Source organism: Paracoccus versutus (assembly GCF_000763885.1).
Taxonomy (GTDB): domain Bacteria; phylum Pseudomonadota; class Alphaproteobacteria; order Rhodobacterales; family Rhodobacteraceae; genus Paracoccus; species Paracoccus versutus.
Genome location: NZ_JRKO01000016.1, coordinates 12,554 through 27,237 on the forward strand (window position 1 = coordinate 12,554; position 14,684 = coordinate 27,237).

The following is a 14,684-nucleotide window of genomic DNA, read 5'->3' on the forward strand; positions in this document are numbered from 1 at the left end:
TCAGCTGTCCATCAGGCCGGGATTGAGGATGCCGGCGGGGTCGAACCTGTGGCGCAACCCGGCCGAGAGCCGGGCGACGGCCGGGGCCTCGGGCGGAAAGGCCGGGCCGTCCAGCCCGCCGCGCCGGACCAGCGTGGCATGGGGCGCGACCTGCCGCACCGCCTGGGCCGTCCCCGGCCCGCAATACCAGACGAGCCCGCCGCCCCAGTCGAGCGACGCCTCGCCCCCCAGCGCCTGCAAGGCCCGCGCCGCGGCCGGGGCGTCGCTGGGCTTGACCAGCACCCGCCAGAGCGGCGCGTCCGCGCCGGCGAAATGCGCCAGGTCGCGCAGCTCGGGCCACAGGGCCAGGGTGGCGGCATCGTCCAGCACCTCGGCCTCGCGCGGTGCCAGCAGCGCCAGCAGCCGGTCGCGGCGATAGGTCATCTGCGGCCCCAGCCCCTCGACCCGCAGCCAGGCCGAGCCGTCGCGGAAGGCGGCGCCCGAGACCTCGAAAGGCGTCGCCAGCGCGGCCGAGAAGATCGCCACCGCCTCCTCGACCGTGACGCCGTGAAAGCCCAGCGTGCAGCGGTCGGGCAGGTGCGGCAGCGTCTTCAGCGCCACCTCGGTCAACACGCCCAGCGTGCCATGCGCGCCGCAAAAGAGCTTGCCCAGGTCGAGGCCGGTCACGTTCTTCATCACCCGGCCGCCGTTCTTCAGCACCCGGCCCTGGCCGTCGACGAAGCGCACCCCCAGCAGATGGTCGCGGCAGGCCCCGGCCAGCAGCCGGCGCGGGCCGCTGGCATTGGCCGCGACCACGCCGCCGATGGTCGGCGTGCCGTTACGGCCCAGCACGCCGCGCATGTCGGCGGGCTCGAAGGCCAGCGCCTGGCCCTCGGCGGCCAGCATGGCCCGGATCTGGTCCAGGGGCGTGCCGGCGCGGGCGATCAGCGTCATCTCGCCCGGCTCATAGGTCACGACGCCGCCGATCGCGGCGGTGGACATCAGCTCGCCCGGCACGGCGCCGGTCTCGACCCGCGTGCCGCCGCCGGCGATGCGCAGGGGCAGACGGGCGGCGAAACGCTCGGCGATCAGGGCGGCAAGCTCAGCCTCGCTGGCGGGGCTCAGCCCCGCGCCGCTGGGGTTGTCGGGGGTCATCGGGCGGCTGCCTCCTCGCGCCAGGACTGGCTTGCGTCCAGCGGAAAGACCTTGGCCGGGTTGAGCAGCCAGCGCGGGTCGAAAGCGTCCTTGACCGCCATCTGGATCTCCAGGTCGGGGCCGTCATATTGCTTGCCCATCAGGTCGCGCTTTTCGATGCCCACGCCATGCTCGCCGGTCAGGCAGCCGCCGACATCGACGCAAAGCCGCAGGATGTCGTTGCCGAAAGCCTCGGCCCGCTCCAGGTCGCCGGGCTTGTTGGCGTTGAACAGGATCAGCGGGTGCATGTTGCCGTCGCCGGCATGAAAGACATTCGCGACCTCCAGCCCATGCTGGCGCGAAAGCTCGCCGATCATCTTCAGCGTATAGGGCAGCTGGCCCACCGGCACGGTGCCGTCCAGGCAGATATAGTCGCCCAGCCGGCCCATGGCGCCAAAGGCCGACTTGCGGCCCTTCCAGATCGCCATGGCTTCGTCGGCATTGCGGCTTTCGCGGAACTCGACCGGGTTCAGGGCACCCGCGATCTCGCGGATGCGGGCGATCTGGTGGTCGATCTCGGCCGGCGAGCCCTCGACCTCGACGATCAGCACCGCGGCGCAATCGGGATAGCCGGCATGGGCAAAGGCCTCGACCGCGCGCAGGCAGACGTCGTCCATGTATTCGATGGCGACCGGCAGCACGCCCGAGCGGATGATCCGCGCCACGCATTCGCCGGCCACCTCGGCGCCGTCGAAGCCGATCAGCACCGGGCGCGCGCCCTCGGGGCGCGGCAGGATGCGCAAGGTGGCCTCGGTCACGATGCCCAGCTGCCCTTCCGAGCCGCAGATGAGCCCCATCAGATCCAGGCCCATCGGCCCCATCTCGGGCCCGCCCAGCTCGACCACCTCGCCGGTGGTCAGCACCACGGTGGCGCCCATCAGGTTGTTGGTGGTGACGCCGTATTTCAGGCAATGCGCCCCGCCCGAGTTCATCGCGATATTGCCGGCGATGGTGCAGGCCAGCTGCGAGGACGGGTCGGGCGCATAGAAGAAGCCCTGCGGTTCCAGCTCGGCGCTGACCGACAGGTTGGTCACGCCGGTCTGCACGCGAATGATGCGGTTCGCGGTGTCGATCTCCAGCACCTCGCGCAGGCGCAGGGTGGCGATGATGACCGAATCGGCCGTGGGCAGCGCGCCCCCGGCCAGCGAGGTTCCCGCACCGCGCGGCACCACCGGCACCCGCATCTCGTGGCAGATGCGCATGGCGGCCGCGACTTCCTCGGTCGTGCGCGGCAGCACCACGGCCAGCGGCGGGCAGCGATAGGCGGTCAGCGCGTCGCATTCATAGGCCCGCGTCTCCTCGGGGTCCGAGATCACGGCATCCGCGGGCAGGACGTCGCGCAGGGCGGCGACGATCTGCGGCGCGCGCGCAAGGATGGCCGCATCGGGGCTGGGCATGGCGATACCGGACAAGCTCTCCTCCCTTGGTGGCGGGGCCGTCCTCTGCCCCTGCATTCTTGGTATAATTTTCAGACCACATTCGTCAATCGGTATTTTTCTGGACCAATGCGCCGGATTTGTGCTTACATGGCAGCGATCCGACAAAATCGCACGAGCGCCCATGACCAACGCTTCCGTAAAATCCGAACGCGCCGCCGAGGCCGTGGCCCAGCATCTCGAATCGCTGATCCTTGAGGGCTCGCTGCGCCCCGACGAGCGGCTCTTGCCCGAGCGCGAGCTGGCCGAGCGGCTGAACGTCTCGCGCTCGACCCTGCGCGACGGACTGAAGATCCTTGAGGAGCGCGGGCTACTGACCAGCGCCGGCGGGCGCGGCAGCCGGGTGGCGGCCCTGGGCAGCGCGGCGATCACCGATCCGCTGATCGCCATGCTGGCCCGCCATGCCGAGGCGGCGGACGATTACCTGGAGTTCCGCGGCATCGTCGAAAGCGCGGCAGCCGGGCTGGCCGCGCAGCGCGCCACCGAGATCGAGCTGGCGCGCATCCGCGACTGCCTTGGCCGCATCGACCGCGCCCATGCCCGCGCCGATACCGGCGAGGAGGCCGAGGCGGATGCCGAGTTGCACCTGCTGATCTATGAGGCGAGCCATAACCTGACGCTCTTGCAGATCATGCAGGCGCTGGCGGGGGTGCTGCGTTCGGACGTGATCCAGAACCGCAGCCGGCTGTTCGCGGTGCCGGCCATCCGCGAGTTGCTGCGCCAGCAGCACCGCGCCATCGCCGAGGCGATCCTTGCCCGCGATGCCGAGGCCGCCCGGCAGGCGGCGGGCGAGCATATCGGCTATCTGCGCCAGGCCAGCCGCGAGATCCGCGAGGCCGAGGCGCGGCTCGATCTGTCGCTGCGCCGGCTGAACGGCGGCGGCGCCGGCACGCGCGCGGCCGGCGCCAGATCATCCGCCCCCGCCGCAGGGGGCTAGGGGCGAAAGGGCCGGGTTCCGGCCCTTTTATCCCCGCTCAGTCCAGGCTGACATTGGCGTCGCGGACCACCGGCTCCCATTTCGCCATCTCGGCCTTGACATGCTCGGCCAGCTCCTCGGGGGACGAGGCGACGATGGTGGCCGAGAACTCCTTCATCCGCTCGGCCACCGCCGGGTCGGCCATGGCGGCCAGCGCGGCCTTGTTCAGCGCCTCGACCGCCTCGGGCGGCGTGCCGGCGGGGGCGAAAAGCGCGTTCCAGGTATAGGTTTCGTATCCCGGCAGGGTCTCGGCGATGGCCGGGATGTCGGGGAAGCTGGGCGCGCGTTCGGCGGTGGTCACGCCAAGCGCCCGCAGCTTGCCCGAGGCGATATGCCCCGAGGCCGAGGGCAGGTTGTCGAAGATGATCGGCACCTGGTTGCCCAGAACGTCGGTCAGCGCCGGGCCCGAGCCCTTGTAGGGGATATGGGTGATGTCCACCCCGGCCATGGCCTTGAACAGCTCACCCGACAGGTGCAGCGGCGTGCCGTTGCCCGAGGAAGCATAGGCCAGCGGCTCGGCCTTGGCGAGGTCGATCAGTTCCTGCACCGTGTTCACCGGCAGCTCCGGGTTCACCGCCAGCACGTTCGGCACCAGCACCAACAGCGACACCGGCGCGAAATCCGCAACCGGGTCGTAGGGTTTCTGCTTCAGGATCAGCGGGTTCAGCGCATGGGTGGCGACGGTGGCCATCAGGATCGTATAGCCGTCGGGATCGGCCTTGGCGACCTGGGCCGCGCCCAGGCTGCCGCCGGCGCCGCCGACGTTCTGCACGATGACCTGCTGGCCCAGTTCCTGGCTCATCCGTTCGGCGACGATGCGCCCGACCACGTCGGTCGAGCCGCCGGCGGCAAAGGGGATGACCAGGGTGATCGGGCGATCCGGGTATTCGGCGGCAGCGGCGCCGGCCAGGCCAAGCGCCATGGCGGCGCCCAGCAGCAGGCGGCGGGTGATGGATGCGGTCATGGTTTCCTCCCAGTTGAATGTTCAGGCGTCGCTTTCGGTAAAGACCTCGTCCCGGCGCTTGCGGATCTGCGGCATGAAGACCAGCACCAGAACGATCAGCGACATCACCAGCAGGGTGGCGCTGATCGGGCGGGTCAGGAAGGTCGTGGGATCGCCGCGCGACAGGATCATCGCCCGGCGCAGGTTTTCCTCCAGCAGCGGGCCCAGGACAAAGCCCAGCAGCAGCGGCGCCGGCTCGCAGCGCAGCTTGGACATGACATAGCCAAGCAGGCCGAAGAAGGCGACGGCGAACAGGTCGTAGCTGTTCGAGTTCACCGAATAGACCCCGATCGAGCACATGGCCATGATGATCGGGAACAGCACGTAATAGGGCACGCTCAGCAGCTTGACCCACAGCCCGATCAGCGGCAGGTTCAGCACCACCAGCATCAGGTTGCCGATCCACATGCTGGCCACGATGCCCCAGAACAGCGCGGGCTGTTCGCTGACCACGTTCGGCCCCGGCACGATGCCCTGGATGATCATGGCGCCGATCATCAGCGCCATCACCGGGTTCGCCGGAATCCCCAGCGTCAAGAGCGGGATGAAGCTAGTCTGCGCCCCGGCATTGTTGGCGCTTTCCGGCCCGGCGACGCCGGCCAGCGCGCCCTTGCCGAACTCCTCGGGGTGGCGGGAGACCTTCTTCTCGATCGTGTAGCTGGCGAAACTGGCCAGGATCGCCCCACCGCCCGGCAGGATGCCCAGGATCGAGCCGATGCCGGTGCCGCGCAGGACGGGACCGATCATCTGGCGCAACTCCTCGCGCGTCGGGAACAGCCGGTTGATGTTCTTGGTCATGACCTGGCGGTCATGCTCGTCCTCGAGGTTGCGCAGGATCTCGGCGATGCCGAAGACCCCCACGGCGACGGCGACGAAGTTCAGCCCGTCGGCGAATTGCGTGATCCCCAGGGTGAAGCGCGGCGCGCCGGTATAGATGTCGGTGCCGACCATGCCCAGAAGCAGGCCCAGCACCACCATGGCCAGCGCCTTGAGGACCGAGCCATGCGCCAGCGCCACCGACATCACCAGGCCCAGCACCATCAGGCTGAAATACTCGGCCGCGCCGAATTTCAGCGCCACCGCGGTCAGCGGCGGGGCGAACAGCGCCACCAGGAAGGTCGAGACCGAGCCGGCGAAGAACGACCCCAGCGCCGCCAGCGCCAGCGCAGTGCCGGCCTTGCCCTTGCGGGCCATCTGGTAGCCGTCGATGGCGGTGACGGCCGACGAGCTTTCGCCCGGCATGTTGATCAGGATCGCCGTGGTCGAGCCGCCGTATTGCGCGCCGTAATAGATGCCGGCCAGCATGATGAGCGAGCTGACGGGCTCCAGCTGGAAGGTGATCGGCAAGAGCATGGCGATGGTCGCCGTGGCGCCGATGCCGGGCAGCACGCCGATCAGCGTGCCGAGCAGCACCCCGATCAGGCAGAAGGCCAGGTTCTCCAGCGAGGAGGCGACCGAAAAGCCAAGGGCGAGATTGCTGAAAAGTTCCATCGCGCCCTCACATGCCCAGCCAGGGGCCGAAGCGCCGGAAAGGCAGGCCAAGGCCGTAGCTGAAGATCAGCGTGGACAGGATCGTCACCGCCACCGCCAGGATCAGCGCCGCCAGCGGCCGCATGCGCATCGAGGCCTGCGAGGCGATCAGCGTGGTGAAGAACAGCGCCGGCACGAAGCCGAGGCCGCGCACCGTCAGGCCAAAGAAGATCGGCGCCGGCAGGATGAACAGCAGCCCGCGCCAGGCGACCTTGCCGAAGGGCTCGTCATCCTCGCGCCCGAAGGATCTCAGCAGGATGATCAGCCCCAGAACGAACAGAAGGCCGGACAGGACCATCGGGAAATATCCCGGCCCCATCCGCAGCGAAGTGCCGATTTCCAGCCCGGCCGTGTGCCAGCCGAAGAATGCCGCCGCCGCCATCATCGAAAGCCCGGCGACGATGTCGGTGGTATCCTTGGGTTTTGCGGACATGCGTTCCTCCCCCCGAGTGACGGGCCCCGCCGCAAGGGGCGGGGCCGCTTTCCGTTTCAGTCGGCATAGACGCCGGCGGCCTCGATCACCGGCTTCCAGCGGGCGATCTCGGATTCCAGCTTGGCCTTGAGCGCGGCCGGCGTGGCGTTTTCCGCCGGTTCGGGCGCCGTGCCCAGGTCGGCCATCGCCTTGGCGACGCCCTCGTCGGCCAGCGCGACCTGCAGGGCCTGCGACAGCCGCTCGGTCACTTCGGCCGGCGTGCCCTTGGGGGCATAGATGCCGTGCCAGATGCCGAATTCCATCGTCTCGACCCCGCCTTCCTTGGCGGTGGGCAGGTCGGGGAACAGCTCCAGCCGCTCGGGCGAGGTCACGGCATAGGCCTTGATCGTGCCGCCCTTGATCTGCTGGGTGGTGTTGGTGGTCTGGTCGCACATGATGTCGGTCTGCCCGCCCAGCAGGTCGGTCATCGCCGGGCCGGTGCCCTTGTAGGGCACCGTCACCAAGGGCGCCTCCAGCGCCTGCATCAGCAGCATGCCGCACAGGTGGCTGGCCGCGCCGATGCCGGCATTGGCCAGCGTCAGCTGGTCGGCATTGGCCTTGACGTAGTCCTTGAAGGCGGTGAAATCGGCCGGCTCGAAATCCTTGCGCGCCGTCACCACCATCGGCACCTCGGTCACCAGCCCGACATATTCGAAGGCGTTCAGCGTGTCATAGGCCAGGTTGCGGTAAAGCGTGGCCGAGGTCGCCATGCCGATATGGTGCAAAAGCACCGTATAGCCGTCCGGATCGGCCTTGGCGACATTGGCCGCGCCCAGGGTGCCGCCGGCGCCGCCGATATTCTCGACGATGATCTGCTGGCCCAGGTCGGCCGACATGCGCTCGGCCACCATGCGCGCGACCGTGTCGGTCGGACCGCCGGCCGAGAACGGCACGACCATGGTGATCTGGCGCTGCGGCCAGTCCTGCGCAAAGGCCGGCGCGGCCAGCAATGTCGCGGCGCAAAGCGCGCCCAGAAGCTTCGGATAAGCCATGTTCCCTCCCCAAGGATATTCCGGCCGGCGCCTTGCCCGGCGCGGCCACCGGGTGAAGCCTGCGGCGGGCCGGACCGCGGCACAAATCAAAAACGCAGACCATGCGGCGCATATTGCCGCAATGCGCCGGAAATGGGTGGAAAGGGGAACATCGCCCGGCAGGAATGGGTGGATTTCCACCCATTTTTCGCTCAGCCTGTCTCGTCCTCGGGCGCATCCAGGATCAGCCGGCGGTCTAGCCCGTATTTCTGCATCTTCTCGTAGAGCGTCTTGCGCGAGATCCCCAGCGTCTCGTAGACCGGGCGCAGCTTGCCGTCATGGGCGGCGATGGCGCCGGCGATCAGGCTGCGCTCGAAAGCGGCCACGCGGTCGGCCAGGCGCGCGCCCTGCACCGGGCCAAGCTCGACCCCTTCCAGCCCCAGCACGAAACGCTCGGCCAGGTTGCGCAATTCGCGCACGTTGCCCGGCCATTCCCGCGCGGCCAGGCCGGACAGGAAGGCGGCGGGGGCCTGGCGCTCGGGCAGGTTGTGGCGGGCGGCGGCTTCGCGCAGGAGCTGCAGGAACAGCAGCGGAATGTCCTCGCGCCGGGCGGAAAGCGGCGGGACGTGCAGCACGGCGACATTCAGCCGCCAGAACAGATCCTCGCGAAAGCGGCCCTGCGCGACCAGCCCCTCCAGATCGGCCTTGCTGACGGCGATGAAGCGCACGTCCAGCGCCACCGGGTCGTTCGAGCCGAGCCGGGTGATCGTGCGTTCCTGCAGCACCCGCAGCAGCTTGGCCTGCAACTCCAAAGGCATCGAGCCGATCTCGTCCAGCAGCACCGTGCCGCCGCGCGCATGTTCGAACTTGCCGTATCGCGGGCGCAGCGCGCCGGGAAAGGCGCCGGCCTCGTGGCCGAACAGCTCGGATTCGATCAGCGCCTCGGGCAGGGCGGCGCAGTTGATGGCGATGAAGGGCCGCCCGGCGCGGGCCGAGATGTCGTGCAGCGTGCGCGCCACCACCTCCTTGCCGGCGCCGGTCGGGCCGATCACCAGCGCATCGGCGTCCGAGGCGCCGATGGCGCGCAGCCGATAGCGCAGGTCGACCATGACCTGGGTGCGGCCGGGCAGCCGCGCCTCGACATCGTCGCGCTTGCCGGCGACGGCGCGCAGGCGGCGGTTTTCCAGCACCAGCCCGCGATGGTCGATGGCGCGGCGGATCACCGTGGCCAGCTCCTGCACCACGAAGGGCTTTTCGATGAAATCATAGGCGCCGCCGCGGATCGCCTCGACCGCCAGCGGCACCTCGGCATGGCCGGTGACCAGGATCACCGGGATCTCGGGATCGACCTCGTGCAGCCGGCCCAGCAGGGTCATGCCGTCCATGCCCGGCATGCGGATGTCGCTGACCACCGCACCGGCAAAGCCCGGCCCGGCCAGCGCCAGCGCCTCCTCGCCCGAGGCCAGCGGCTCGACGGCGAAACCCGCCAGCTCCAGCGCCTGGGCGGTCGAGCTGCGCATCTGCTCGTCATCCTCGACCAGAAGCACGCGCCGGGTCATGCGGCGGCCTCGGCAGCCGCGGCGGCGGGCAGGGTCACGCAGAACTCGGCGCCGGGGTCCATGTTGCGGCAGGCGATCTCGCCGCCGAAATCGCGCACGATATTGGCGGTGATCGACAGGCCCAGGCCCAGCCCCGCCCCCATGCCCTTGGTGGTGAAGAACGGGTCGAAGATGCGCGCGGCGATGGCCGCGGGCACGCCGGGGCCGCGGTCGCGCACCCGGATGGCGATGCGGCCCGCCTCGGCCCGCGCCGACAGCGTGATGCGGCGGTTCGCCCCGCCCTCGACCGCATCGGCGGCATTGGTGATCAGGTTCACCAGCACCTGCTGCAGGCGCGTCGGCCCCGCCCGCAGCGGCGGCAGGTCGGGCGGCACGTCCAGCTCCAGCACCGCGCCGCTGCTGGCCAGCCGGGCGGCGACGATGGTGCGGGTCTCGTCCAGCAGCCCGGCCAGCGCCACCGCGCCCAGCCGGTCGTCGGGCTTTCGCGCGGCATGGCGCAGGTGCTTGCCGATGGCGGCCATGCGGTCCACCAGCGCCAGGATCTGGGCGATGTTTTCGCGCGCGCGGGCCAGGTCGCCGCGCTCGATCAGGATGGCGGCGCTGTCGGCATAGTTGCGCGCCGCCGCCAGCGGCTGGTTGATCTCGTGCGAGAGCGAGGCCGACATCTGCCCCAGCGCCGCCAGCTTGCCGACCTGCACCAGGCTGGCCTGGGCGGCGCGCAGCTCGGCCTCGGTGGCGCGGCGCTCGGCGATCTCCTGCTCCAGCTGGCTGTTGACCCGCGCCAGGTCGGCGGTGCGCTCGACCACGCGGCGCTCCAGTTCGGCGGTGGCGGCCAGGCGGTCGGCGATCCGCGCCCGGCGCTGGCGCCACATCATCAGCCCGATGCCGGCGACGGCGATCAGCAGCGCCAGGCTCAGCACCGCCAGCCGCGCCTCGGACCGCAAGTCGGCGCTGTCCAGCAGCACATGCACGGTCCAGCCCGCCCCCGGCATGTCCTCGGAGGCGGCGATATAGTCGTGGCTGCGCGCCTCCTCGCCGCCAAGCGCGGGCGGCAGGCGAAACACCGGCGCGCCATGCAGCGCCAGCCGCTGCATCGGCAATTCGGCCAGCGGCGTGCCGGCATAGCGGCGCGAGGATTCGGTGCGCGCCAGCCGCTCGGGCGTCAGCGGCCGGATGCTGTGGTAAAGCCAGCTCGGCTCCGAGGACAGGAAGGCCGTGCCCTCGGGGTCGGTCACCAGCACGCGATACTGGTTGCCGCGCCAGGAGGCCTCGATCCGGTCGACGCCGATCTTGACCGCGACGACGGCGCTGATCCGGCCAGCATCGTCCTCGACCGGGGCCGAGAAGAAATAGCCCCGCACCCCCGAGGTAGTGCCGATGCCGTAGAACCGCCCCTGCCCGCCCGCCATGGCGTCGATGACATAGGGCCGGTAGCTGAAGTTCTGCCCGACGAAGCTGGCCGGGCCCAGGTAGCCGGAATGGGCGATGGTCTCGCCATCGGGCAGGATCAGGTAGATGTCCGAGGCCTGCACGGCCTCGTTCTGCTCGGCCAGCCAGCGGTTCGTCTGCCGGCGCAGCGCGGCATTGCCGGGATCGGCGGCAAGCTGGCGGATCAGGTCCAGGTCGGCGACCAGTTGCGGCACCACCTCGTAGCGCGCCAGGTCGGCGTTGAGCGCGTTCACCGTCAGCCGCAACGCGGTGGTGGCGCGGGCGTGGCCTTCGCGGAAGTAATGCTGATGCGCCAGCTGCGCCCCCAGCCACAGGACGGCCGCCACGCAGGCCAGGCACAGCGCCAGCGGCCAGCAGCCCGCAACCGGCTTGCGCAAGGCCGGCCCTATCCGCATCCCGGCCCGTGCATCCAAGGCATGGCTCCGCCCCCTTCCTTCCTCCGCGGCGGAATCTGACAGCAAGGCCGGCTGCGCGCAACCGGCCTTGTGCCAGGGGTCAGGACAGCGCCCGGCGCGCCGCCGCCCGGCCCGCCAGCGCCGCATAGCCCGCCGCCGCGACCAGGAAGGTCGCCGGCGCCGAAAGCGAGGCCGCCGTGCCGCCGGCGAAATGCAGCGCCAGCCCCGCGCCCGAGGCCAGAAGCCAGGCCCCCAGCCCCGCCGGGTTGACCGCGCGCGCCTGCGCCAGATCGGCGTCGCCGGCGCCGCGATCCGTCGCGATATGGACCAGCGCGATGCCGACCCAGGCCACGACGAAGATGCCCTGATAGGCCAGCGCCTGCAGGATATAGGCAAAGACATCGGCCAGCATCAGCGCATAGGTGACGGCGCCGACCACGCAGGCCCAGACCCATTTCGGCAGGTGCAGGCGAAAGACGGTCTGGGCAAAGCTCTCCATGTTCACCGCGGCGAGGTAATAGTTCGCGGTATTGATCCGGGTCTGCGAGATCCAGACGAAGGCGAGGCCCCCCACGCCCATCAGCTGCACCAGCGCGAAGACGACCGAGACCTCGGAAACCCCGCCCTCGGTCGGCAGGCTGGCGGCCAGGAAGATGCCGACCAGCCCGTTGAGCAGGAAGGCCACGGCATAGAAGGGCGCGCCGAAGTTGATGGTGGCGTGGAAACGCGCGTCCTCGGGCCGGCCGAAGCGGGCATAGTCATAGGTGAACATCATCAGGATCCAGACGCCCATATAGGCGACGAAGCAATCCCACCAGCCGCCGGCGGGCGCGCCGCCCTGTGGCCCAAGGTTCAGCCAGGCGTCCGAATAGCCGTATTCCGCCACCGCCAGCACCACCGCCGCGACCAGCCCCAGCAGGTAGAAGGGCAGAAGCACGCCGTTGAACTTGTCCAGCCAGTTCTGGATCGAGCCGAAGATCAGCGCCACCGAATAGACCGCCACCACCAGCGCCGCCAGCGGATAGGAGATGCCGGCATATTCGCGCAGGGCGACGGCGATCACCGAGCCCTCGAACACCGCGTAATAGATCGCGGTGGCAAAGAAGATCAGCGTCGCCACCGCCGCCCCGCTGCGGCCCAGCAGGATGCGCGAGAACAGCGATACGCTGAGCCCGGTGCGGATCGCGTGCCGCACCAGCACCGCATTCACCGCCGCATAGGCGATGACCGACAGCACCAGCCCGATGATGGCGTTGCGCGCCCCATAGGCCAGCGCCAGCGAGGCGGCGATGACGAGATAGAACATGGCCGAGCAGACCGACCACCAGGCCATGGTCAGGGGCAGCCGGCCCATGCGCTGGTCGCGCGGCACCGGCCGGTCCGAAAATTCCAGTTCTTCCGAATTGTCCAAAGATCCAGCCATGGCTGAAGCTCCCTGCATGATTTTTGTGATTGGATGGGGATGGGCGGGGCCTTGCGCGGCCCCGCCCGGCCTTGGGCCCGGCCTTGGGATCAGGCCTCGGCCAGCGCCTTGGCCTGCTTGTGCGCCGGCGCCGCGCCGCTGGTCGCGGTCACGACATAGACGCCGTTGCCGTCCAGTTCCGCGACCCAGCCCGGCTCGATGACGATGGTGGTCGTCACCTCCTGGATGACCGCCGGGCCGGTGACGACATCGCCCGCACCCAGCTTGGCGCCGTCATAGACCGGGGTTTCGTGCTTGCGGCCCGAGGCGTCGAAGATCATCTCGCGCGTGCCCGACAGCGCCGCATGGGCGCCTGCACCCTGCGCGATGCGCATCCGCGCCGGACGCTCGACCGCGCCCGAGACGGCGCTTTCCACGTTCACCACCTCGACCGGGCTGTGCGGCTCGGCATAGGTGTAAAGCTCCTCGTGGCGGGCGTGGAAGGCGGCCTTGAGCCGGTCCAGCGCCGCCTCGTCGATCGGGAAGGGATCGACGCTGACCGTGCATTCATGCACCTGCCCGACATAGCGCATGTCGAGGCTGCGGCGGATGCCGATCCGCTCGGGGGCGAAATCGTCGGCCATCAGCTCGGCCCGGCCCCTGTCTTCCAGCCGGGCAAAGGTCTGGTCCAGGCGCTTGGCCGCCTCGGCCCCTTCCAGCCGCGCGGCGATGGGGGCCATGTAGTTGTATTTCACGTCCGAGATGATCTGGCCGAAGGCGCAAAGCCCCGAGGCGAGCTTGGAGACCAGCACCTTGCCGATCCCCATCTCGCGGGCGAGCGCGGTGATATGCGCGCCGGTCGCGCCGCCCGCGCAATTCAGCACGAAGTCGCGCGGGTCGTAGCCACGCTCGACCGAGACGCGGCGGATCGCGTTCACCATGTTGTTGTTGACGATGGTGAACATGCCGTAGGCGGCCGTCTCGACGCTGATGCCCAGGGGTTCGGCCAGGTGCTTGCGGATCGCCTCGCGTGCCTTTTCGACACCGAGCGGCAGGCGGCCGCCGACCAGCCCCTGCGGGTTCAGGTAGCCCAGCACCAGGTTGGCGTCGGTCGTGGTCGGCATCTCGCCGCCCTTGCCGTAGCAGGCCGGGCCGGGCTCGGACCCCGCCGATTGCGGCCCCATCTGCATCAGCCCCATCGAGTCGATCCAGCCGATCGAGCCGCCGCCCGCGCCCAGGGTCTCGACCTGGATCATCGGGATGCCGATGCGATAGCGCAGGAAGTCGATGTTCTTCGAGACATTGGCCTGGCCGTCGCGGGTCAGGGTGATGTCGAAGCTGGTGCCGCCCATGTCGACGGTGATGATGTCCTTCAGGCCATAGGGCTCGCCCAGGTAAAGCGCCGCCCGCGGCGCCGAGGCCGGGCCCGAGTTGATCGCATAGACCGAACGGTCCGAGACCACCGAGCCCAGCGCCAGCCCGCCGTTCGACTGGAAGTAGCGCACCGGCTGGCGCGCGCCGAGGCTTTGGAAATAGCCGTCCACCGCCTGCACGTAGCGCGACAGGATCGGCGCCAGATAGGCGTTCACCACCGCGGTCGAGGTCCGGGTGTATTCGCGCAGCTGCGGATAGAGCTGGCTGCCGACGGTCAGCGGCACGCCCGGCATCATCTCGCGCACGATCTGGGCAGCGCGCAATTCGTGATCGGGATGCAGCACCGACCAGACGAAGCTGATCGCGACCGACTGCACGCCTTCGCGCAGGAAATGCCGGCAGGCCTCGCGCAGCTCGTCTTCGTCCAGCGGGGTGTGGACGGCGCCGGTCGAGATCACCCGCTCGCTGATCCCGCGCCGCAGGTAGCGCGGCACCAGCATGGTCGCGGGCGGATAGTCCGGGTCGTAGCGATAGCCGTCCTCCTTGTGGCCGAGGCGGATCTCGATGCTGTCCTCGTGGCCTTTGGTGGCGATCAGGCCGGTCTTGGCGCCGGTATGGGTGATGAGCGCATTGAGCCCGACCGTGGTGCCGTTGATGCAGAGATCGGCGTTCGAGACCAGTTCCCGCGGGGCGATCCCCGTCTCTTCCTCGATCACGGCGAGGCCGTTGCGGATGGCCTGCGTCGGGTCTTGCGGGGTGGAGAGCGCCTTGAAGATGCGCAGCTCTCCCTTGCGGTCGGCGAGGATGAAATCGGTGAAGGTGCCGCCGGCGTCGATGCCGAGGCGATATTGGTGTTTCATGGCGGGTTCCATCTGTGGCTGCGGTCCGCGGATCCGGCGCCGGGGGCTTCGCGCCCCCGGACCCCCGCGGGGTATTTGGAAAAC

11 protein-coding genes are annotated in these 14,684 nt (G+C 69.6%); 1 reads left to right on the top strand and 10 read right to left on the bottom strand.

Translation table 11 applies throughout. The features are described from left to right. Together IT40_RS08715 and IT40_RS08720 are read right to left on the bottom strand one after the other, a co-directional pair. Complete coding sequence (locus tag IT40_RS08715) at positions 1 to 1,134, bottom strand: FAD-binding protein (RefSeq protein WP_036753307.1); 1,134 nt, start codon at positions 1,132 to 1,134, stop codon at positions 1 to 3. Further along, a complete protein-coding gene (locus IT40_RS08720) occupies positions 1,131 to 2,576 on the bottom strand; it encodes an FAD-linked oxidase C-terminal domain-containing protein (protein ID WP_208021312.1) in 1,446 nt (481 codons plus the stop codon). Before IT40_RS08720 ends, IT40_RS08715 begins: the two co-directional genes overlap by 4 nt. Before the next feature lie 157 nt (positions 2,577 to 2,733). Here IT40_RS08720 and IT40_RS08725 point away from each other — a divergent pair, with 157 nt between their 5' ends. Beyond that, positions 2,734 to 3,546: an FCD domain-containing protein gene (locus IT40_RS08725; protein WP_036753313.1), complete on the top strand. Its 813-nt coding sequence runs from the start codon at positions 2,734 to 2,736 to the stop codon at positions 3,544 to 3,546. A gap of 37 nt (positions 3,547 to 3,583) precedes the next feature. Here IT40_RS08725 and IT40_RS08730 read toward each other — a convergent pair whose 3' ends face one another. The 8 genes from IT40_RS08730 to capA form a co-directional block, all read right to left on the bottom strand. Continuing rightward, complete coding sequence (locus IT40_RS08730; protein WP_036753316.1) at positions 3,584 to 4,549, bottom strand: Bug family tripartite tricarboxylate transporter substrate binding protein; 966 nt, start codon at positions 4,547 to 4,549, stop codon at positions 3,584 to 3,586. A gap of 21 nt (positions 4,550 to 4,570) precedes the next feature. Beyond that, positions 4,571 to 6,079, bottom strand: a complete 1,509-nt coding sequence (locus IT40_RS08735) for a tripartite tricarboxylate transporter permease (RefSeq protein WP_036753319.1) — start codon at positions 6,077 to 6,079, stop codon at positions 4,571 to 4,573. 7 nt (positions 6,080 to 6,086) lie between these two features. Then, positions 6,087 to 6,551, bottom strand: coding sequence for a tripartite tricarboxylate transporter TctB family protein (locus IT40_RS08740; RefSeq protein WP_036753322.1), 465 nt, complete (start codon positions 6,549 to 6,551; stop codon positions 6,087 to 6,089). 56 nt (positions 6,552 to 6,607) lie between these two features. Beyond that, the gene (locus tag IT40_RS08745) at positions 6,608 to 7,582 is read right to left on the bottom strand and encodes a tripartite tricarboxylate transporter substrate-binding protein (RefSeq protein ID WP_036753325.1); all 975 of its coding nucleotides are present in this window, start codon (positions 7,580 to 7,582) and stop codon (positions 6,608 to 6,610) included. A 191-nt stretch (positions 7,583 to 7,773) separates the two neighbouring features. Beyond that, positions 7,774 to 9,120 carry a sigma-54-dependent transcriptional regulator gene (locus tag IT40_RS08750; protein ID WP_036753328.1) on the bottom strand — a complete coding sequence of 449 codons (1,347 nt, stop codon included), beginning with the start codon at positions 9,118 to 9,120 and terminating at the stop codon, positions 7,774 to 7,776. Then, the gene (locus IT40_RS08755) at positions 9,117 to 10,946 is read right to left on the bottom strand and encodes a sensor histidine kinase (protein WP_243700171.1); all 1,830 of its coding nucleotides are present in this window, start codon (positions 10,944 to 10,946) and stop codon (positions 9,117 to 9,119) included. Before IT40_RS08755 ends, IT40_RS08750 begins: the two co-directional genes overlap by 4 nt. A gap of 118 nt (positions 10,947 to 11,064) precedes the next feature. After that, the gene (locus IT40_RS08760; protein ID WP_036753332.1) at positions 11,065 to 12,387 is read right to left on the bottom strand and encodes a purine-cytosine permease family protein; all 1,323 of its coding nucleotides are present in this window, start codon (positions 12,385 to 12,387) and stop codon (positions 11,065 to 11,067) included. Positions 12,388 to 12,476: 89 nt separating this feature from the next. Then, positions 12,477 to 14,600 carry a caprolactamase subunit alpha gene (gene capA, locus IT40_RS08765; protein ID WP_036753501.1) on the bottom strand — a complete coding sequence of 708 codons (2,124 nt, stop codon included), beginning with the start codon at positions 14,598 to 14,600 and terminating at the stop codon, positions 12,477 to 12,479. Positions 14,601 to 14,684: the final 84 nt, after the last annotated feature.

Excerpts from the sequence above, each read along its gene's own strand:
- IT40_RS08715 (WP_036753307.1), bottom strand. The coding sequence starts at position 1,134 with ATGACCCCCGACAACCCCAGCGGCGCGGGGCTGAGCCCCGCCAGCGAG.
- IT40_RS08725 (WP_036753313.1), top strand. The coding sequence starts at position 2,734 with ATGACCAACGCTTCCGTAAAATCCGAACGCGCCGCCGAGGCCGTGGCC.
- IT40_RS08730 (WP_036753316.1), bottom strand. The coding sequence starts at position 4,549 with ATGACCGCATCCATCACCCGCCGCCTGCTGCTGGGCGCCGCCATGGCG.
- IT40_RS08735 (WP_036753319.1), bottom strand. The coding sequence starts at position 6,079 with ATGGAACTTTTCAGCAATCTCGCCCTTGGCTTTTCGGTCGCCTCCTCG.
- IT40_RS08740 (WP_036753322.1), bottom strand. The coding sequence starts at position 6,551 with ATGTCCGCAAAACCCAAGGATACCACCGACATCGTCGCCGGGCTTTCG.
- IT40_RS08745 (WP_036753325.1), bottom strand. The coding sequence starts at position 7,582 with ATGGCTTATCCGAAGCTTCTGGGCGCGCTTTGCGCCGCGACATTGCTG.
- IT40_RS08750 (WP_036753328.1), bottom strand. The coding sequence starts at position 9,120 with ATGACCCGGCGCGTGCTTCTGGTCGAGGATGACGAGCAGATGCGCAGC.
- IT40_RS08760 (WP_036753332.1), bottom strand. The coding sequence starts at position 12,387 with ATGGCTGGATCTTTGGACAATTCGGAAGAACTGGAATTTTCGGACCGG.
- capA (WP_036753501.1), bottom strand. The coding sequence starts at position 14,600 with ATGAAACACCAATATCGCCTCGGCATCGACGCCGGCGGCACCTTCACC.